Below are 17806 nucleotides of genomic sequence, written 5' to 3' on the forward strand. Positions count from 1 at the left end.
ATGCTTCAAGATCTGCAAGCCCAGTTCCTCGGTAGTACCATCGGCGGACTGGTCGCCGGAAGCATCTACGCCCTCATCGCCCTCGGCTACACAATGGTCTACGGCGTGCTCCGGCTCATCAACTTCGCACATTCCGAAATCTTCATGATCGGGACGGTCACGTCCCTGTTCATCCTGATCACCATCGCGGGCGGCACCGCCCCGATCACGCTCGGCGTGTTCGGGATGATCGCCGTCCTGCTGCTGATCATCATCGCTTCGGCAGCCGTGTCCGGTGGTGCGGCGGTCCTGCTGGAGCAAGTGGCCTATCGGCCGCTCCGCAAGAAGGGCGCGACCCGCCTGGCCGCCCTGATCTCCGCCATCGGCGCCTCGCTGTTCCTGCAGGAACTGTTCGGCCTCGAGATCATCGAATGGATCACCGGGAAATCCGGCCGTGTGCAACAGAACGCGCCACGGTTCATCCCGCACGAGGAGCTGTTCCACATCGGCAACGGCGTGGTCCGCACGGACCACGTGTTCGTCGTCGTCGGTGCCGTGATCATGATGGTCGTGCTCGACCAGCTGGTCAGCCGCACCCGCATCGGCCGCGGTATCCGTGCCACCGCACAGGATCCCGAAGCCGCCGTGCTGATGGGTGTCAGCATCGACAAGATCGTGCGCCTCACCTTCCTTCTCGGTGGTGCGATGGCCGGTATCGCCGCGGCACTGTACGTCATGGAGTACGAGAACACCGACTACCGCATCGGCTTCCTCCTCGGTATCAAGGCGTTCACCGCGGCCGTGCTGGGAGGTATCGGAAACCTGCGCGGCGCTCTGCTCGGTGGCATCGTCCTGGGGCTGGTGGAGAACTGGAGTTCCATCTTCTTCGGTTCAGCATGGAAGGACGTCACCGCCTTCGTGGTACTGGTGCTGGTCCTGATGTTCCGACCCACCGGCATCCTCGGTGAATCGCTACAGCGGGCACGCGCATGAAGGGCAACGAAGAAGTGTCTACAGAAAACGGAAAGCCCGCGCGCTCCGGGTTTCACCCCGTCGATGGTCTTCGGGACTGGTGGGCCCGCGCTCCGCATTGGCAGCGCTATGGCGTTTACCTCGCCCTGATCGTCTTCGCGCTGATCCTGCCCGCGCCGGCGATCGGTTCGTTCATGTCCCCGGACTCGGACTGGACGAACGTCCTGATCTTCCCGATCGGGATCTACATCCTGCTGGCGATCGGCCTCAACATCGTGGTCGGCCACGCGGGGATGCTGGACCTCGGTTTCGTCGCGTTCTTCGCGATCGGCGCCTACACCCTGGCAACGATGGGCACGAACTACGGCTGGTTCGTCTGGCCCACGTTCCTGGTCGGCATCGTCCTCGCGGCGATTTCCGGAGTCATCCTCGGTGCACCGACTCTCCGGCTTCGCGGTGACTACCTGGCGATCGTCACCCTCGGTTTCGGTGAGATCGTCCGGATCACCGCGAACAACACCGACGCCATCGGCGGAGCCCGCGGCATCACCAACATCCCGCACCCGGAGCCGCTGCTCGGCACGGAGTTCCTCCTGGACGCGGCGCCTTACTACTACCTGATCCTGGCTGCGATCGTGATCGCGATCATCTTCTCGGTGCGGCTGCAGAAGAGCCGCGTCGGCCGGGCCTGGGCCGCGATTCGCGAGGATGAGGACGCCGCCGAACTCATGGGCGTCCCGACGTTCAAGTTCAAGCTGCTGGCGTTCGCCATCGGCGCCATGCTCGGCGGGCTCGCGGGCGGTGTCCACGCCAGCAAGGCCGTGTTCATCGCGCCGGAGAACTTCCCGTTCATCCTGTCGGCGACCATCCTCGCGGCCGTCGTGCTCGGTGGAGCGGGAAACCTGCCCGGCGTGATCCTGGGCGCGTTCCTGGTCGCCTGGCTCCCAGAACGGTTCCGTGACTTCGCCGAGTACCGGATCCTGGTCTTCGGTGGCGTGCTCGTGCTGATGATGGCGCTCAAGCCGGAGGGTCTGCTGCCGTCGCGGCAACGCAAGGCGGAACTAAGAGAAGGAACGGGCGGGATGGGTGCCATGGGCGCCGAAGTCGCGGGTCCGGATTCCGAGGCTTCGGCGGAGGTGACGAAATGAGCGCGTTGCTCGAATTCGACAACGTGACGATGCGCTTCGGTGGCGTCACGGCCTTGAAGGAAGTCAACCTCTCCATCAACCAGGGCGAGATCTTCGCTCTGATCGGGCCGAACGGCGCGGGCAAGACCACGGTGTTCAACGTGGTCACCGGCGTTTACCAGCCGACCGAAGGCCAGGTGCTCTTCAACGGCAGCCAGGTCGACGGGATGAAGCGCTTCAAGGTCAACAAGGCCGGGATCGCCCGCACGTTCCAGAACATCCGGCTGTTCCACAACATGTCGGCGCTGGAGAACGTGATGGTGGGTGCCGACTCACAGCACAAGACCGGGGCGATCACCGCGACGCTGGGCCTGCCCAGGCACCGTAAGGAAGAAAAGCGCGGCCGGGAACTGGCGAGGGAACTGCTGGACTTCGTCGGCATCGGACGGGTCGAGCACAACACCGCGAAGAACCTCTCCTACGGCGACCAGCGCCGTCTGGAGATCGCGCGTGCGCTCGCGACCGATCCGAAGCTGCTGCTGCTCGACGAGCCCGCCGCCGGCATGAACCCGGCGGAGAAGAACTCGTTGCAGCAGTTGATCCGCAAGATCCGTGATGACGGCCGGACCGTGCTGCTCATCGAGCACGACATGGGCTTGGTCATGCAGATCGCCGACCGGCTGGCCGTGCTCGACTTCGGCCAGAAGATCGCAGAAGGGCTCCCCCACGAGGTGCAGAACAACCAAAAGGTGATCGAGGCTTACCTGGGGGTGGCGGAAGATGCTTCTTGAGGTTCAGGACATCAACGTCCACTACGGGAAGATCGCCGCGCTCAAGGGAATGAGCATCGAGGTCGGCGAGGGCGAGATCGTTTCGCTCATCGGGGCCAACGGTGCGGGCAAGACCACGACGCTGAAGACGATCTCGGGCCTGCGTCCGCTGACCAGCGGCCGGATCCTCTTCGACGGCAAGGACATCTCGAAGACCCCCGGGCACAAGCGGGTCGAGCTCGGGATCGGCCAGTCACCGGAAGGCCGGGGGGTGTTCCCCGGGATGACGGTGCAGGAGAACCTCCTGATGGGTGCCTACACCCGGAAGGACGACCTGAAGGCCGACCTCGACGAGGTCTACGAGCTGTTCCCGCGGCTGAACGAACGCAAGACCCAGTTCGGCGGCACGATGTCCGGTGGCGAGCAGCAGATGATCGCCATCGGCCGCGCGCTGATGACCAAGCCCAAGGTGCTGTTGCTCGACGAGCCGTCCATGGGCCTGGCGCCGATGCTGATCGCGCAGATCTTCGACATCATCCGCGAGATCAACAAGCGCGGGACCACGGTCCTGCTGGTGGAGCAGAACGCGCAGCAGGCGCTGAAGCTCTCCGACCGCGCGTACGTGCTGGAGACCGGTGCAGTGGTCAAGAGCGCCCGCGGTGCCGAGCTGCTGGACGACCCGCAGGTGCGGGCCGCCTACCTCGGTGGCGACCTCGGCGTCTGACGCCTTTTCGGGAAGGGCCCCGTCGCTTCCGCGGCGGGGCCCCTCTCTTTGTTGGACACAGCTATGCCAGCTTGATGTCGGTGCCGGTGAGGTTCTTCATGTCGGTCAACGTCGGGCCACCGAAAGCCCGCAGTACCAAGGGTTTCGCCGCTTTGGGGAGATCGAAGTAGAGGTCGAACTCGACCCGGACGCCGCGTCCCAGTTCGAACTTGTCGGGCTGCCGCTTGATCGTCATGGCCTGGTTGTCGACCGCGATCACGGCGCCGGAATCGGTGACGAGTTGCTGGCGCCGGGTGTCGAAGACGATTCCGGACACGCCTTTTCCGGTCACCACCAGCCGGAGCCGGACGAACTGGCCCTTCGCCTCGAACTCGGTATGACTGCCGCTGAGGCTGGGAAGTCCGGCGGCCAGCCCGATCAGCGAGAACTCGGTCTCGCCGTTGAGGGCGGGCGGCAGGTGCAGCGCGGTCTCGTCCGGCCGGACCTCCCGCGCGGGCAGGTCGTAGACGGGTTTGGCGGGCGGCTGCTGAGGTTCGCCGCCCGCGCAGCCGGCGAGCAGGAGAACAGTCAGGGCGGCCGTCAGACTTCTCCTCGCGTCTCTCACCCGGGGATTATCCCAGGTTCGGCCTACCGCTGATCAGCAATCGTCGATGTGGGCGGCTTCGACGCAGGCGCCGGTCTCGGTCCGGCTGGTCGCCTGGTACAGCAGGTTGTACAGCGCCTCGCGCTGATCGACGTCCAGCGCGCCGAGCACATCGTCCTCGACTCCGGCGAGGGCGAACTCCGCCTTGGCGAGCTGCTTGGCGCCGACGTCGGTGAGTTCGACGATATGCCGCCGCCGGTCCTCCGGTGAGCGCCGTCGTTCGATCAGGTTCGCCGACTCGAGGTCGTTGAGCAGGCCGACGACGTTCGTGCTGTCCATCTCCAGCGTCTTCGCGAGGTCCTGCTGCGAGCAACCCGCGAGATCGCGCAGCACGGTCAGCGCGACGAGATGCCGCGGCCGCAGGCCGAGCGGGGCCAGGACCGACTCGCTGCGCAGCCGGATCCGGCGGGTGACGTGGTCGAGCAGCGCACCGCAGCGATGCGGGGGCTGGTTCACGACCGGAAGTTCGGACACTCGTCAAGTGTACGTTCCCACATAATGGCCATCACAGCATCAATGGTTTGCGTTACACAAACTATCTGTGCAAGATAATCAGTATGACGCATCTGCTGCACATCGACTCGAGCATCACGGGCGAGCACTCGGCCAGCCGCCGTCTCACCGCGCGGGCGGCCGCGGCCTGGCGCGCGGCGCATCCGGAGGGCACCGTCACCTACCGCGATCTGGGCGCCGAACCGCTGCCCCATTTCGACGCGGCGAGCAACGCGGCCAGGTCGGCACCTCCGGAACAGCACACCCCGGAGCAGGCCGAAGCCTGGCGGCTGATCACCGCGCTCATCGACGAGGTCAAGGCCGCCGACACCATCCTGCTGGGCCTGCCGCTCTACAACTTCGGGGCGCCGAGCACGGTCAAGTCCTGGGTGGACCACCTGATCGTGCCCGGGCTTTCGATCGACGCCGAGACCCGCGAGGGCCTGCTGGGCGGGCGGGACTTCATCGTCCTGGCCTCGCGCGGCGGCGGCTACGGCGAAGGGACCCCGCGCGAGGGCTGGGACCACGCCCAGAGCTGGATCACGCACGGCGTGTCCATGACCGGACTCGAACCGCGGTTCGTCACCGCCGAGCTGACCCTGGCGAAGGTCAACCCGGCGATGGCGGACCTGATCCCGCTGGCCGACGCCAGCCAGGCCGAAGCCGAACGGACCATCGACTCACTGTGGACACCGGTGGCGGCCTGAGCGCGGGCCGCCCATGCGGGGGTCGTGAGTGGTAAGGACGGTTAGAACCGTCCTTACCACTCACGAGAGCTAACCGATTCCCGCCGCGAACACGTGCATCGCGCTGTTCGAGGGGAGCGTCACCGCGACGACCTCCTTGCCCGCGGTCAGCGGGACGGAGTTCGCGAAGACCCGGTACGGCGTGGTCGGATACGCCGCCCCGGTGCGGGTGTTCTTGCCCAGCACGGTCGCCACCGTCGTCGCGCCGTACTGGGCGGGATCGGCGCAGCACCAGTTGGGGAACCCGAGTTCGGCTTGGCTCGTGCTTCCGTCGGCGTAGCGGACGACGACCGCGCCCTTCGCCGTGCCCGTGCCGGTTCCCGTCAGCACCAGTTTGGAGCCCGTTCCCCGCACCGCGACCGTCTGGCCGGACGCGAGGACGTTGTCCTTTTCGCCCGCGCCGGTTTTCGGCCAGGTCAGCTGGGCACCGAGGGCGGTGAAGCCCGCACCGGGTTTGAGCCCGGCTTCGGCCAGGCCTTCGGCGCGGAAGCTGCTGCCACCGCCGTCGATGTCCCCCACCGCGACGTGAGCCGCGTCGGTGACGCCGACGTTGCCGTAGGCCGCGGCCAGCGAACCGTGCGGGACGGTGACCGTCACCGAGTCGGTCACCCGGTTCTCCCCCAGCCGCGCCTTGTACGACGCCGAAGCGGTGAGCTGGTAGTCGTCCGGTTTGATCCCCGCGTCCGGCGTCACCTTCACCGGGACCTTCACGGTCTGGCCGGGCATCACGAACCGGGGGCCGGCGGGAATCTCGGCGCGGAAGCCGTTGGCGGGCAAGGAGAAGCTGACGTCCCGCACCGGGAGCGGCGTGCCGTTGGTGAAGCTCAGCGTGCCCGTCGCGGTCTGCCCGGGCCCGGCGACCGCCGGGACGGACAGCGCGACCGATCCATTGCGGTCTTCGGGGAAGATCCCGCCGACCGCGCTCGTGCCGAACAGCCGGACGTCCTGGCGGTCACCGGCGCCGATCTTGCCGGTCTTGACCCGCGCGACCCCGCCGGTCGCCGGATCGAACCACCAGCCCGACGGTGCCGCGTCCAGTTCGGCCTTGCTGCCGTACTGCCGCAGGATCGAGGTCCCGGCCAGTACGGTCGCGGGCTTGCTTCCCGTGTGGACGGTCAGCTGATAGTTCCGCGACGCGGGCTTCCCTGCGTAGGAACCGGAACCGGCGCCGATCCCGACCGTCACCGTGCCCAGACCCGACTTCGGCGCGTCCACGGTGAACGTCTGCTTGGCCTGGTCACCGTTCTTGTACGCCCTGGTCACGCCGTCGTCTTCGGTGAGCGTGAACGAGCCCTTGCCCTGCGGGTAGACGTCGAGGTCGAGCACGCCCTTGTCCCGGGTCTGCCACGACTTCGTGCCCTCGGCCCACATCGGGACCACGGCCCCGGCGCGGACGAACAGCGGCAGGGTGTCGAGCGGCGCGTCGTAACCGTCCACAGTGGTCGGTCCGGTGTAGGTCTTGCCGCTCCAGTAATCGACCCACGTGCCCTTCGGCAGGTAGATGCCGTTGCGGACGGTGGAGTTCTCGTACACCGGCGCGACCAGGAAGTCCTTGCCGGACAGGAACTCGTACTTCGCCTTCTCGCCCCAGACGTTCGGGTCGTCGGGGTATTCGAGCGCGAGCGGGCGAACCTGGCCGACGCCGGTCCGGTGCGCCTCCACCGAATGGCTGTAGGTGTAGGGCAGCAGCCGCTCCTTGAGCAGCAGGTACTTGCGGTTGATCGAGGTGAACGGTTCGCCGTACCGCCACGGCTGCTTGTCCGACGCGGCCCAGCCGTCCATCGTCATCGAGACCGGCAGGAACGACTTCCACTGCAGGTCACGGACGTAGGTCTGCGGGCTGCCGCCGAAGATGCCGTCGATGTCGCCGGTGTTGTAGGCGATACCGGAGGTCGTGGCACCGGCGTAGGTCGGGATCTGCCATTTGATGTAGTCGTAGGAGCCGGCCTGGTCGCCGCTCCACAGCACGCCGCAGCGCTGCGCGCCCGCCCAGCTGACCGGCGTCCAGACGAACCCTCGCGCGTCGCTGTTGTCCTCGATGCCCTTGTGCGCGGTGTCGCACGCGTCCAGCGCGAACTGGTAGCCGGGGCCGACCCACGCGACGTCGAGTTTGCGGACCCGGACCCCGGCCTTGACCTCTTCGACCTGGTTCGGCACGCCGTTCTCGGTCCACAGCCCGAGCTGCATCCCGTTCTTGCGCAGTCCTTCGCCCGTCTGCTGGAGGTTTTCGTACCCGCAGCCGTAGCCGTCGTTGACGAGCATCCAGCCGTTGGGCATCCCGTGCTCGGTGTACCCCTCCGCGACCTTCACCGCGTCCAGCGTGTGCCGTTCGCCGCGGTTGGCGTTGTGCAGGTAGCAGTCGGCGTCACCGTGTTCGAGCCCGTACAGCGGTGGCAGGAAAGGCTTTCCGACCAGATCGGTGTAGCCGGTGATGACGTCCTTGAGCCCGTCGCCGACCACGTAGGTCGCGTCGAAGCGGCGCTCGTCGTGCGTGGTGCGCACCGGCTCGGTGAAGGCGTAGGTGCCTTGCGCGAAGGTGTTGCGCAGCACGCCGTATCCCGCCGTGGAGGCGTAGAACGGCTGCGAGTTCGGTGCCCCGCCGTCGTCCCAGTTGTAGTCGGCGAAGATCCGGATCGTCTGGTCACGGTGGCTGAACCGGCCGTTCTGCTCACCGCCGCCGACGAACTGCTCGGCCGCCGTCCGCGCCAGGGTCTGCGTTGTCGTCTTGTCGGTCCAGGACAGCGGCGCCGACTCCTCCCAGAGCCGCTTGCGGTCCGCGCCGTCGTACAACGCGAGCCGCATCGGGTGCTTGTACGCCCGCAGCGTCGCCTTGCCCGTGGAAACCGCCCAGTAGTCCCCCTTGTCGGTCCTCTTCGGCGTGACCGGGTCGCCCGTGCGCGGCAGCACGATCTTACTCCCGGCCGGATCGATGAACGTGCCGTCCGGCGCCAGCCAGACGCGGACGGCGCCTTCGGCCGGGAAGCTGACGCGCACGGCGGCGCTTCCCGATTTCAGGGTGACCGTGGGGCCTTCGGCGGAGATCCCGGTCAGGTCGCCCAGCTTGCCGGACGCCGCCGCGGCCGGATCGGCGTGGGCGAGGACCGGGGAAAGTCCGAGAAGGGCCACTGCGGCCAAACAACTCAGGGATTGCGCAACTCTGCTCATTCAAGACACCTTTCGCGCATGAATACGCAATATGGTCTCTGTATAGCGCACGGTTCGCGCAAAGTCATCCGCCGAAGCGGTGCTGCCGACTTTCGTCGGGTCGTTCGAAGATCCTTATGCGGCAAGGAGTCTTCCTGCCCCGGACGTCAGGAAAGGGGCTTTCAGGACAGAATCGTCCTGAAAGCCCCTTTCCTGACACTCGGGAGCGGCCGGGTCAGACGGCCTGGACCTCGACCCCCGCGGCCTCGAAGGCACGCAGCACCTTCGGGTCGGCGTTGGAATCGGTGACCAGGGCGTGCACCTGCGGCGTCGAGCAGATCCGTGCGAACGCGCGGCGGCCCAGTTTCGAACCGTCGGCGACCGCGACGACGCGTTCCGACCGCTCGACCATCAGCCGGTTGATACTCGCCTCGCCCTCGTGGTGCGCGAAGGCGCCGGCCTCGGCGTCGAACGCGTCGACACCGAGGAAAAGCAGGTCGATCGTCAGTTCGCTGAGCACCCGCGTCGCCAGCGGACCGCTGAGCTCGAACGACTGCGGGCGCGCGACCCCGCCGGTCACCACGATCTTCACATGCGGCCGCACGGCCAGTTCGTGCGCGATGTTCAGCGCGTTGGTGACCACCGTCAACCCCGGCGAATCCCGCAGGCCCGCCAGATCCGACCGCGTCGCCAGCGACCGCGCGACCCCGGCCGTGGTGGTCCCGCCGTTGAGGCCGACCACCATGCCCTGCGCCACGAGCGCCGCCGCGGCGACACTGATCCGCTGCTTCTCGGGCACGTGCCGCGCGGTCTTGTACCGCAACGGCAGGTCGTAGGCGAGATCGTTGGCCACCGCGCCACCCCTGGTGCGGGTGAGCAACTGCTGTTCCGCCAGGTGGTCGAGGTCGCGCCGGATGGTGGCCGCGGAGACGTTCAACTCCTCGGCCACGTCCTCGACGTCGATCTTTTCCCGCTGCCCCAGCAGGTCCAGCAGGGTGCTCAGCCGTTCGTGCCGGGCCATCCGCGCCACTCCTAGCTCGCTGCGGCCTATCGCGCATGACGTTGCGCTGTTGGCCACTGTTTCGAGCAGTATGCTGCATCGCGGTTGTCCGCCGCGAGCGGCACGCCGGTCGAGTGGCCCGGCCGCTCACTTCATCCGGAAGTCATGGTGTTCCGGCAGCGGTTCGTCGGAAACCGCCGCCCAGGTGTCCGAAAGAGACGTTTCCCCTTCCCTGAGGTTCGCGACCTCGAAACCCGTGTCGTACACGGCCTTGGCCGCGGCGAGATCACCTCGCGCGAGGTGGGTCCGGGCGGCCAGCAGGGCGATCCGCCCCTCCTGGGGCAGCCCGTCGAGCAGCTCGCCCGCTTCGTCCGGGAGCCCCGCGGCGAGTTGCGCCGCGATCGCCTCCACGACCAGAGGGCGCAGCGACGGCGCGAGGGCCACCGCCCGCCGGTACAGCCAGGCGGCTTCGTGCCCGGCCGTGGCGACCGCGAGATTCCGCAGCGCCCAAGGATTCTCGTTCGCCGAGACGGACTCGCGCCAGGCGCCGACCGCGTCCGACTGCCGTCCGGCCGCCCAGTGCGCGACGCCGCGGTGATACCAGGTCAGCCAGTTCTTCGGGGCGTACTCCATGAGATCCGCCCAGTACCGGTTCACCAGCGTCGACGGCGGGACGGCGAGCGGATCCCCGTCCGGCGGCGTTCCGTCGAGCAACGCGAGCCACGGCTCCTGGTCCGGCCCGAGGGACTCGTCCGGGAACGGTGTGCCGGGCAGGCACATCGGCGCCCGCCGGATCTCCAGCGCACCCCAGCCGGAGCCGGTGGCCAGGAAGGATTCCGGGGTGACGTCGGCGATCTTCCGCCAGGCGTCGTGGTACTCGTCCAGAAGCTCCGCCGACGGCAGACCGGCTGCGACGGCTTCACGCGCCGCCGTCCAGTCTTCCCCGTGCACCGTCGCCGGATCCGCGGTGACCGGACCGTAGGCCTCCAGCCAGTCCCAGCCCTCCCCCGGTGGCAACCGCAGGTGCTCCAGCTGGGTCCGGGCCAGTCCGGCCTGGATCTCCAGGTAGCCGCCCGCCCCGGGCGCCAGCCACTCCTGCCAGCGGCGTCCGCCGGCGGACTCGCCCCACAGGAACAGCTTCCGTCCGCGCAGGCGGTCGGTGGACAGCTGCGCCAGCCCCGTCCCGTCCTCCTCCACGGCCGCGACCCACGGTCTTCCGTTCACCTCGAAGAAGTAGTCCGCCGCGGCCTCGGCGCGGGCCGGGTACGTCAGCTCGCCGGGGACGTCGACCAGATCGAGCCGCCCCGAATAGCCGTAGTGCCAGGCCTGTGTCGCGGGAGCCAGTACCCGGGTGCCCTCGTTCTGCGGCACCGCGATGTTCGACCACCAGTACACCGGGACGTCGTAGGGATGCGGATTCCGCACCCGCACCGCCACGAGCAGCTGGTCCGAGCCTTCGGGCAGCCAGAAGTCGACCTGATAAGGCAGGTCGCGGGTCCGTTCCCATTCCCACAGCCGCAGCACCGGCGTGCCGTCCGGGCCCTCGATCTCCGCGGCGAACATCGGCTCGCAGGTCAGCGTCGTATGGCCGGTGCTGCCGAGGTTCCACTCGACGCCACCGGCGAACCACGCGTCCCGCAGGGCGAGGTTCGCGGGCTGGAACACCGGGTTGCGATAGAGCAGCTCGCGTCCGGACGGCTTGTGGACCAGCGAGTACAGCCGCCCGCCCAGCGAAGGCAGCACGGTGGCGCGGAGCTTGTCGTTCTCCAGCACCAACGCCGGGAGCTCGCGTTCGACGCGCTCACGGGTGTAACCGTCCTGCAGCAGACACGGCAACGTGGTGTCCAGGCGGCCGTATCCGACGCCCTCCGCGAGATCCGGCGGCAGTTCGTCCACATTGGACACCTTGGCCACCGCCTCCGGTTTCCGGAGCGGTGGCAACGGGTTCTCCGGTCCCAGCTCGGCCGCCGGAAGCACCAGCCCGGTGCGGTACAGGCGGGTCATGCGTCCGGGAGCCGGTCACCGGTGGCGGCGTCGAAGAGGTGCACCGAACCCGGCTGCGGGGCCAGCGAGATCTGCTCGCCACGCTGCCACGGCGCCATGCCCGGGGTGCGGACCGTCAGCACGCGGTCGCCGTCCCGGCAGTAGAGGTACTGGTCGCTGCCCAGTTCTTCGACGACCTCGACGACGGCCTCGAAACCGCCGTCGCCGATCGTCCAGCCCTCGGGCCGGACGCCGACGACGATGCCGGGACCGGTCAGCGCCGACCGCTGTGCCGGGGTCAACGGCAGCCGGGTCCCGCCGACGACGGCACCGTCGGCGTCCACGGTGGTCTCCAGCAGGTTCATCGCGGGTGAGCCGATGAACCCGGCGACGAACACGTTGACCGGCCGCGCGAACAGCCCGACGGGGGTGTCGCACTGCTGCAGGATCCCGTCCTTCAGCACGGCCACCCGGTCGCCCATGGTCATCGCCTCGACCTGGTCGTGCGTGACGTAGAGCGTCGTGATGCCCAGCCGCCGCTGCAGGGACGCGATCTGGGTCCGCGTCTGCACCCGGAGTTTGGCGTCCAGATTGGACAGTGGCTCGTCCATCAGGAACACGCTGGGCTCGCGCACGATCGCCCGGCCCATCGCCACCCGCTGCCGCTGCCCGCCGGACAGCTTCGCGGGTTTGCGGTCCAGGTACTCGGTCAGGTCGAGCACGGCCGCGGCCTCGCGCACCTTGCGTTCGCGTTCGGCCTTGGGCATCTTGGCCAGCTTCAGGTGGAAGCCGATGTTCTCCCCCACCGTCATGTGCGGGTAGAGCGCGTAGTTCTGGAACACCATCGCGATGTCCCGGTCCTTCGGCGGCAGTTCGGTGACGTCGCGGTCGCCGATGTGGATGGAGCCGTCGTCGACGCCCTCCAGCCCGGCGAGCATCCGCAGCGTGGTCGACTTCCCGCAGCCGGACGGGCCGACCAGGACGAGGAACTCGCCGTCGGCGACCTCGAGGTCGAGGCCGTCGACGGCCGGGCGTTCGACCCCGGCGTAGAACCGGGTGGTGTCGGAAAAGGTCACGGTGGCCATCAGGTCCTACTTTCCGGCGCCGAGGGTCAGGCCGGTGATGATCCGGCGGGCGAGTACGAGGTAGAGCACCAGCATCGGGAGCACGACGATCGCCACCCCGGCGATCAGGCCGCCGTACTCCGACTGGTAGCTCGCGGCCCCGTAGAAGGTGAAGAGCGCGCGGGAGAGCGTGAAGTGCGCCTGGTCCTTGAGGAACACGATCGCCAGCAGCGTCTCGTTCCACAGGCCGATGGCGTTCAGTGTCAGCGCGGTGATCATGCCGCCGCGCGTCAGCGGCAGCATGACCGAGAAGAACGTGCGCATCGGCGAAGCGCCGTCGAGCGCGGCGGCCTCCTCCAGTTCGTCCGGCAGCGACCGGAAGAAGCCGGTCATCAGGAACACCGTGAACGGGATGGACAGCGCCACGTACAGCACGAACAGGCCGTACTCGTTGTCCAGGTGGATTTTGCTCAGCACCACGAACAGCGGGATGATCACGGTCTGGAACGGCACGCCCATGCCGATCGCGACGACGTTCGTCATCGGACCGGAGCCGCGGACACCGAGCCGGGTCAGGGCGTACGCGCAGGGTGCCGAAACGGCGACCGTCACGACCGTCGCGAGCCCGACCAGGACCACGGTGGTCAGTACCGCGTCACCGAAACCGGCGTTGTTCCAGGCGTAGACGAAGTTCCGGAACGGCTTGCCGTTCTTGAACCACTGGTACGGCAGGGCGAACGGCTTGGTGAAGATCTCCACCGGTGTCTTGAACGACGCGGTGAGCAGCCAGTACAGCACCAGGATGTTGCCCGCGGTGAACAGCCAGACGATCGTGGAACCCAGGACGCGCAACGGACTGAACCGTTTCGAGCCGGGTGCCGGACGAGGTTTGCGCGGTGGCTTGCGCACCGGTTTCGCCGGCGGGCGCGCGGGCGCCTCGACGTCGGTGACGGACATTTCGTCTCCCTCAGAACTGGATCGCGTCACGGCGCATCAAACGACGGAGCAGGACGACGAGCACGGACACCAGCGCGATCATCGCCACCGCGCAGGCACAGGCGGCGCCGAAGTCCGGGGTACCGTTCGAGCCGAAGGTCCGGTCGAACACGTAGATCCCCAGCGTCCACGCCTCGTTGGGCGGGGCGTAGGTGCCCGGCCCGGCCAGCACGAACACCAGCTCGAAGATCTTGAGCGCGTTGATCGTCCACAGCACCCCGGCGACGCCGACGACGTCCCAGGTCATCGGCAGCGTGATGTTGCGGAACTTCTGCCACGGTGACGCGCCGCCCAGTTCCGCGTCCTCGTAGAGATACGGCGGGATGCGGTCGACGGCGGCCATCAGGATGGTGATGTAGAAACCCGAACTGGCCCAGATCAGCGACGCCGTCACCACACCGGTCACATTGGACGGTGCGAGGAACTTCGCCGCGTCCGCGCCGAGGCTCTCCATCACGTAGTTCGCGAGCCCCTGTTTCCCCGGCTGGTACTTGAACACGAAGCCGAGGAACATCCCGAGCGCCACCGGCGCCACGATGTTGGGGAAGAACAGGATGGCGCGGACGGTCTTCCCGCCCTTCATGTCCCGCAGCACCATGGTGAACAGGAACGCCAGCGCGAACGTGCCGATCCCGCCGAGGAACACGTAGATCAGCGTGTTGCCGAAGGCGTACTGGAACGAGTCGCTCGACACCATCTGCGTGTAGTTGTTGACGCCGTTGGGTTTCGGCGTGTCCCCCGCACCGGCCCAGCTGGTGAAGCTCAGCACCACGGTCGCGATCGTCGGCAGCACCAGGAAGGCCAGGTACAGCGCCAGCGCCGGCGCCGCGAACGGCCAGAACAGCCGTTTCTTGCGGTGCAAGTGGGCCCCGGCCTTCAAGGGCCGGGCCGACTTGGTCGTGACCGTGGCCATCAGCCCTGGTTCTTCCAGAACTCAGCGCCCTTGGTGGCGAGCTGGTCCACGAACTGTTCCGGGGTGATCTGCCCCTTCAGCAGGGCGATGTCGGCCGGGTCGAAGACGTCGGTCTGCCATTTGCCGCCGGCGATCCCGTCGATGCCGTCGTACTGCAGGACGTGTTCCTTCTTCGGGTCGTCCAGCGCGGCCTTGACCTGCTTGAGGTCGTCCGGCACGGCGAGGTCGGCGCGCGGCACGAGGTTGTCGGCCACCGCCGGGATCCCGGAAAGCAGGTCCTTGTTGAGGAAGTAGGCGATGAACGCCTTGGCACCCTCGGCGTGCTTGGCCTTCTTGGTCACCGAGAAACCGATCGACATCTGCTCGACGGTGTCGTGCGTGGCGCCCGCGGGCATCGGGAACTGGAACGAGCCGTAGTTGATCTTCGTCCCGGAGCCCTGCTTGTCGAGGTACTCGCGGGTCTCGCTCGGCGCCCAGCTGCCGACGTAGAGGAAGCGGGAGTCGCCGTCGGCCCAGCGCTGCTGCACCTGCGGGAACTTCGCCGCGTCCCAGCCGTCGATGAAGTGCTTGGGCAGCTTCGCGGTTTCGGTGGCGGCCTTGAGGAAACCGGGCTCGGTCTTCCACGCCTGGCCGGTCTTGTCGGTCGCCGCCTTGTAGAGCCCGCCCGCGCCGACGTACCGCTCGGCGAGCTGGGTGTAGTAGTACATGTTGTAGAACGGGATGTCGCCGTCGAGGCTGATGGCGGCCTTGCCGTCGGTCTTCGCCTTGTCGAACAGGCCGATCAGCTCGTCCATCGTCTTCGGCTGCTGGATGTCGCCCGCGGTGTCCTTGTTGAACCACCAGGCGCTCGACTGGATCGTGTACGGGACCATGAAGTTGTGGCCCTCGCGGTCCTTGTTCTGCGGGAAGTCGTACGAGCTGGGCGAAAGCACGTCCTTGACGGTCTTGTCGCCCTCACCGACCTTCATCGCGAAGACGTCGTCGACGCTCTGCGTGCCGCCCGGCGTCATGATCGCCGCGCCGACCTTGCTGACGTCCTGGTCGAACAGGTCCGGCACCGCGTCGGTGTTCAGCGCGGGCACCAGGTTCTGCGTGTAGGCCTTGCGGCCCAGCCACTGCACGTCGACCTTGACGCCGGTCTTCTCCGTGAAGCACTTGAAGGCCTTCTGCAGGACCTTGCCCTGCGGCTCGTCGGCCGTCCACATGGACCAGTACGTGAACTCCTTGTCCGTCGCGGGTTTCACCGCCGCCTCCGGACAAGGCGCGTTGAGGAACTGATCGACGCCCGGAAGCGCGTTCTCGCCGGTGCCACCGGCCGTGTCCCCGCCGCCGCATCCCGCGAGCAGGAGCGCCGCCCCTGCCGTCAATGCCGTGAGCCTGCCTACCCGCATCCGCCACCACCTGGATCGAAGATCACACAAGTTCTGCTTGTTCTTGCGCAGTTTTGTGAGGTTTCACGCACATGTCAACACTCAATCGCGCAAACTCTGCTCAATCGTCACCTTGACCGGTTCAACATGATCAAGCTTGAGCACTCCCAAGAGCCGCCGCACCTCGACGGCGACCGCGGCACGCCCGGCGCCGAGGTACTTCCGCGGGTCGACACGCTCGGGATGCGCGCGCCAGTCGTCCGCGACGGCCGCGGTGAACACCTTGTTGAGCTGAGTGGCGATATTGATCTTCGTCATCCCGGCCCGTACCGCTTCGGCCAGCCCGTCGTCGGGCACGCCCGACGAGCCGTGCAACACCAGCGGCACCGGTACCCGTTCCCGGAGCCGTGCGATCAGCTCGAAGTCCAGCGCGGCGTCACGGGTGAGCATGGCGTGCGAACTGCCGACGGCCACCGCCAGCGCGTCGACACCGGTGGAGGCGACGAACTCCGCCGCCTCGTCCGGATCGGTGCGCGCGCCGGGCGCGTGGACACCGTCCTTTCCCCCGACCTCACCGAGTTCGGCCTCGACCCACACTCCATGGTCGTGGCAGTACGCGGCGACTTCACGCGTCGCGCGGACGTTGTCGGCGTAGTCCAGTTTGGACGCGTCGAACATGACGGACCCGAAGCCGAGCGCGACGGCCTCGCGGACGAGGTCGGCCGACTCGGCGTGGTCGAGATGCACCGCGACCGGGGTGACGGCGCCCCTGGCCGCGGCGAGCGCCGCCGTGCCGACCGGCGCCAGTGAGCCGTGGTACTTCACGGCGTTCTGGCTCAGCTGCACGATCACCGGCGCTTTCGCCGCGGCGGCGCCGTCGATGATCGCGGTGATGTGTTCGAGCTGGATCGCGTTGAACGCGCCGCAGCCGTGCCGGGCCGCCGCGGCGGCACCGACGATCTCCCCGGTTCCCACCAGAGGCATGACGTCTCCTAATCCGGGCGGGCGCGCACGGCGACCAGCCCCTGTTCGGCTTGGTAGTGCGTGAGGTCGACGTCGCCGGCGAGCGGGCCGAGCACGGCCGCGCCGGACAGCGCGACGGCCCGGCGCAGGATGTCCGGCCACGACTCGCGCCTGCTCAGGCCCAGTGCCAGCGCCGCGACGACGGCGTCGCCCGCGCCGGTGGTGTTGCCCCGCAGCACCGTGGACGGTACCGCGTGCCAGGTGCCGGATCCGGTCACCGCCAGCAGCCCCTCGGGGCCGAGGGAGACCACGACCGCGCCCGCCCCGGCCTTGCGGAGTTCGGCCGCGGCGGCCACCGGATCGCGCAGGCCGGTGACCTCGCGCAGTTCGTCGGCGTTCGGTTTGACCACGGACGGTTTCCCGGCGAGCCCGGCGATCAGCGCCTCACCCGAAGTGTCCAAGATGGACGGTGAAGCGCCGAGCAGCCCGGCGTATCCCCCGGCTCCCGGCGGCAGGCTGCCCGAGCAGACGAGCACGTCGGCTCGCCGGGCGCGGACGGCCGTCGCAAACGCTTGCCATTCGTCCTCGGTGAGCCTGGGGCCGGGTTCGTTGAGCAGCGTGACCGATCCGTCGCCGGCCAGGACCGTGGTGGTGCGACGGGTTTCCCCGCCGATCGGGACGGCCTCCGCGGCGACCCCCACCGCCGCGAGGTCCGCCACGACGGCGGATCCCGTCGCACCACCGGCGGTCAGGACCGCGCGGACGTCGGCGCCGAGCGCGTGCAGCACCCTGGCGACGTTCACGCCCTTGCCGCCCGCCCGGTTCCGCACGTCGCCCACCCGGTGCACCTCACCGGGCCGCAGACCGTCCACTGTGTACGTGACGTCCAGCGCGGTGTTCGGCGTGACGGTGACGATCAC

General features: G+C 68.1%; 16 protein-coding genes. 5 read left to right on the forward strand and 11 right to left on the reverse strand.

Annotation, left to right across the window (positions count from 1 at the left end):
• From BKN51_RS18550 to BKN51_RS18565, 4 genes are read left to right on the forward strand one after another with little or no spacing between them, the layout of a single operon-like run.
• A complete protein-coding gene (locus tag BKN51_RS18550) occupies positions 1-972 on the forward strand; it encodes a branched-chain amino acid ABC transporter permease (protein ID WP_101608842.1) in 972 nt (323 codons plus the stop codon).
• Entirely contained in the window at positions 969-2099 is a 1131-nt protein-coding gene (locus BKN51_RS18555) for a branched-chain amino acid ABC transporter permease (RefSeq protein ID WP_101608843.1), read from the forward strand. Before BKN51_RS18550 ends, BKN51_RS18555 begins: the two co-directional genes overlap by 4 nt.
• Entirely contained in the window at positions 2096-2869 is a 774-nt protein-coding gene (locus tag BKN51_RS18560) for an ABC transporter ATP-binding protein (protein ID WP_101608844.1), read from the forward strand. The genes BKN51_RS18555 and BKN51_RS18560 overlap by 4 nt, the downstream gene beginning before the upstream one ends.
• Positions 2859-3572: an ABC transporter ATP-binding protein gene (locus tag BKN51_RS18565; RefSeq protein ID WP_101608845.1), complete on the forward strand. Its 714-nt coding sequence runs from the start codon at positions 2859-2861 to the stop codon at positions 3570-3572. Before BKN51_RS18560 ends, BKN51_RS18565 begins: the two co-directional genes overlap by 11 nt.
• Before the next feature lie 61 nt (positions 3573-3633).
• On the opposite strand, the gene BKN51_RS18570 is transcribed toward BKN51_RS18565, so the two are convergent.
• Positions 3634-4176, reverse strand: a complete 543-nt coding sequence (locus BKN51_RS18570) for a hypothetical protein (RefSeq protein WP_101608846.1) — start codon at positions 4174-4176, stop codon at positions 3634-3636.
• Between the two features lie 33 nt (positions 4177-4209).
• Entirely contained in the window at positions 4210-4689 is a 480-nt protein-coding gene (locus BKN51_RS18575; RefSeq protein ID WP_101608847.1) for a MarR family winged helix-turn-helix transcriptional regulator, read from the reverse strand.
• 83 nt (positions 4690-4772) lie between these two features.
• Here BKN51_RS18575 and BKN51_RS18580 point away from each other — a divergent pair, with 83 nt between their 5' ends.
• Positions 4773-5414: an FMN-dependent NADH-azoreductase gene (locus tag BKN51_RS18580; RefSeq protein WP_101608848.1), complete on the forward strand. Its 642-nt coding sequence runs from the start codon at positions 4773-4775 to the stop codon at positions 5412-5414.
• Between the two features lie 69 nt (positions 5415-5483).
• Here the strand turns inward: BKN51_RS18580 and BKN51_RS18585 are convergent, their stop codons facing one another.
• The 9 genes from BKN51_RS18585 to BKN51_RS18625 form a co-directional block, all read right to left on the reverse strand.
• On the reverse strand, positions 5484-8579 hold the full coding sequence (locus BKN51_RS18585; protein WP_101608849.1) for a TIM-barrel domain-containing protein: 3096 nt from the start codon (positions 8577-8579) through the stop codon (positions 5484-5486).
• 253 nt (positions 8580-8832) lie between these two features.
• On the reverse strand, positions 8833-9618 hold the full coding sequence (locus BKN51_RS18590; RefSeq protein ID WP_101608850.1) for a DeoR/GlpR family DNA-binding transcription regulator: 786 nt from the start codon (positions 9616-9618) through the stop codon (positions 8833-8835).
• Between the two features lie 126 nt (positions 9619-9744).
• On the reverse strand, positions 9745-11601 hold the full coding sequence (locus BKN51_RS18595; protein WP_101608851.1) for a DUF5107 domain-containing protein: 1857 nt from the start codon (positions 11599-11601) through the stop codon (positions 9745-9747).
• On the reverse strand, positions 11598-12665 hold the full coding sequence (locus tag BKN51_RS18600) for an ABC transporter ATP-binding protein (protein WP_101608852.1): 1068 nt from the start codon (positions 12663-12665) through the stop codon (positions 11598-11600). Before BKN51_RS18600 ends, BKN51_RS18595 begins: the two co-directional genes overlap by 4 nt.
• Positions 12666-12671: 6 nt before the next feature.
• Positions 12672-13601, reverse strand: coding sequence for a carbohydrate ABC transporter permease (locus BKN51_RS18605; protein ID WP_101608853.1), 930 nt, complete (start codon positions 13599-13601; stop codon positions 12672-12674).
• Positions 13602-13611: 10 nt separating this feature from the next.
• Complete coding sequence (locus tag BKN51_RS18610) at positions 13612-14553, reverse strand: carbohydrate ABC transporter permease (protein WP_101608854.1); 942 nt, start codon at positions 14551-14553, stop codon at positions 13612-13614.
• Complete coding sequence (locus BKN51_RS18615) at positions 14553-15944, reverse strand: ABC transporter substrate-binding protein (RefSeq protein ID WP_101608855.1); 1392 nt, start codon at positions 15942-15944, stop codon at positions 14553-14555. The genes BKN51_RS18610 and BKN51_RS18615 overlap by 1 nt, the downstream gene beginning before the upstream one ends.
• Positions 15945-16025: 81 nt before the next feature.
• Positions 16026-16907, reverse strand: coding sequence for a class II fructose-bisphosphate aldolase (locus tag BKN51_RS18620; protein ID WP_101608856.1), 882 nt, complete (start codon positions 16905-16907; stop codon positions 16026-16028).
• Between the two features lie 8 nt (positions 16908-16915).
• Positions 16916-17806: a 1-phosphofructokinase family hexose kinase gene (locus tag BKN51_RS18625; RefSeq protein ID WP_101608857.1), complete on the reverse strand. Its 891-nt coding sequence runs from the start codon at positions 17804-17806 to the stop codon at positions 16916-16918.

Origin of the sequence: Amycolatopsis sp. BJA-103 (assembly GCF_002849735.1) — a bacterium.
In the GTDB taxonomy this organism is placed as follows: domain Bacteria; phylum Actinomycetota; class Actinomycetes; order Mycobacteriales; family Pseudonocardiaceae; genus Amycolatopsis.

What these genes read in the sequence shown, in the direction of transcription:
- BKN51_RS18550 (WP_101608842.1), top strand. Translation starts at nt 1, where the DNA reads ATGCTTCAAGATCTGCAAGCCCAGTTCCTCGGTAGTACCATCGGCGGA.
- BKN51_RS18555 (WP_101608843.1), top strand. Translation starts at nt 969, where the DNA reads ATGAAGGGCAACGAAGAAGTGTCTACAGAAAACGGAAAGCCCGCGCGC.
- BKN51_RS18560 (WP_101608844.1), top strand. Translation starts at nt 2,096, where the DNA reads ATGAGCGCGTTGCTCGAATTCGACAACGTGACGATGCGCTTCGGTGGC.
- BKN51_RS18565 (WP_101608845.1), top strand. Translation starts at nt 2,859, where the DNA reads ATGCTTCTTGAGGTTCAGGACATCAACGTCCACTACGGGAAGATCGCC.
- BKN51_RS18580 (WP_101608848.1), top strand. Translation starts at nt 4,773, where the DNA reads ATGACGCATCTGCTGCACATCGACTCGAGCATCACGGGCGAGCACTCG.
- BKN51_RS18590 (WP_101608850.1), bottom strand. Translation starts at nt 9,618, where the DNA reads ATGGCCCGGCACGAACGGCTGAGCACCCTGCTGGACCTGCTGGGGCAG.
- BKN51_RS18595 (WP_101608851.1), bottom strand. Translation starts at nt 11,601, where the DNA reads ATGACCCGCCTGTACCGCACCGGGCTGGTGCTTCCGGCGGCCGAGCTG.
- BKN51_RS18600 (WP_101608852.1), bottom strand. Translation starts at nt 12,665, where the DNA reads ATGGCCACCGTGACCTTTTCCGACACCACCCGGTTCTACGCCGGGGTC.
- BKN51_RS18605 (WP_101608853.1), bottom strand. Translation starts at nt 13,601, where the DNA reads ATGTCCGTCACCGACGTCGAGGCGCCCGCGCGCCCGCCGGCGAAACCG.
- BKN51_RS18610 (WP_101608854.1), bottom strand. Translation starts at nt 14,553, where the DNA reads ATGGCCACGGTCACGACCAAGTCGGCCCGGCCCTTGAAGGCCGGGGCC.
- BKN51_RS18615 (WP_101608855.1), bottom strand. Translation starts at nt 15,944, where the DNA reads ATGCGGGTAGGCAGGCTCACGGCATTGACGGCAGGGGCGGCGCTCCTG.
- BKN51_RS18620 (WP_101608856.1), bottom strand. Translation starts at nt 16,907, where the DNA reads ATGCCTCTGGTGGGAACCGGGGAGATCGTCGGTGCCGCCGCGGCGGCC.